Origin of the sequence: Pseudoalteromonas sp. Z1A6 (assembly GCF_011378745.1) — a bacterium.
GTDB lineage: Bacteria > Pseudomonadota > Gammaproteobacteria > Enterobacterales > Alteromonadaceae > Pseudoalteromonas > Pseudoalteromonas arctica.
The window spans coordinates 1-1098 of the sequence record NZ_WTKW01000625.1 but is presented as its reverse complement, the minus strand read 5'-3'; the positions used below and the strand labels follow the sequence as shown (position 1 = coordinate 1098).

Here is a 1098-nt window from a genome sequence, read left to right as displayed (position 1 = left end):
GCAAATATAATTAGTATTTGGTCGTTAATAACTTTCCAAAGTAGGCTTCATTTTATCGCATAATTGCCTCTAAAAAATCGAATGTACTTACATTTAATAGTATTAATTCATTATTTCATGAGAATAAATTGTAAATTAATGTATAATAATGCTCGGAAAACGCTTAATAAAAAACATTTGGAGTAAATATGGATTCAGTACTTAATTGGCTTAACGATAACTCAGGCCTAATCTTACACTACGGTATACAAGCTGTTGTTGCGCTTGTTATCTTTTTACTTGGTAGTCGTATCGCTAAGTTTTGTTCTAACTTAACTGAAAAAGGTTTTGCTAAAAAGAAAGTAGATAAAGCTGTCGGGTCGTTTGTTTCAAGCATTGTGTACACACTTGTATTTGCTGTTACTATTTTAATGGCACTTTCGCAAATTGGTATTGAAACAACTTCGTTCATTGCTATTTTAGGTGCTGCAGGCTTAGCTGTTGGCTTAGCATTACAAGGTTCACTATCTAATTTTGCATCAGGCGTGCTAATTATTTTACTTCGTCCGTTTAAATCTGGTGACTTTGTTGAAGCAGGTAATAAAATGGGTACTGTTAAGAAAATCGAAATATTTTCAACTGAACTTCGTACACCAGATAATAAAGTAATTATCGTACCAAACTCTCAAATAATGTCAGGCGCTATTACTAACTTCTCGCGTGAGTCTACTCGCCGTATCGATTTAGTTATTGGTGTTAGTTACGATGCTGATTTACGTCAAGCAAAAGAAGTATTAAAATCTGTGTTAGATGCAGAAACACGCATACTTAAAGACCCAGCTTATACAGTAGCTGTATCTGAGCTAGGTGATTCTAGCGTAAACTTTGTTGTTCGCCCTTGGGTTAACGCTGCTGATTACTGGCCTACTTACTGGTCATTAATGGAAAATATTAAAATTGCATTAGATGATGCAAATATTGCAATCCCATTTCCACAAATGGATGTTCATTTACACAAGCAAGACTAATTTTAAATAGTTATTTAATTAAAGTTATCTTTAATTGTTGTAGTGATAAAGCGGCTATTAGAAATAAAATTTCATGCAGTATTTGCTGCAT

General features: G+C 33.3%; 1 protein-coding gene. It reads left to right on the top strand.

The genetic code is table 11. The annotated features are described in order from the left end of the window. Window positions 1-188: 188 nt before the first annotated feature. A complete protein-coding gene (locus GQR46_RS19975; RefSeq protein ID WP_007582322.1) occupies window positions 189-1007 on the top strand; it encodes a mechanosensitive ion channel domain-containing protein in 819 nt (272 codons plus the stop codon). The last annotated feature ends 91 nt before the right edge of the window (window positions 1008-1098 follow it).

What these genes read in the sequence shown, in the direction of transcription:
- GQR46_RS19975 (WP_007582322.1), top strand. Translation starts at nt 189, where the DNA reads ATGGATTCAGTACTTAATTGGCTTAACGATAACTCAGGCCTAATCTTA.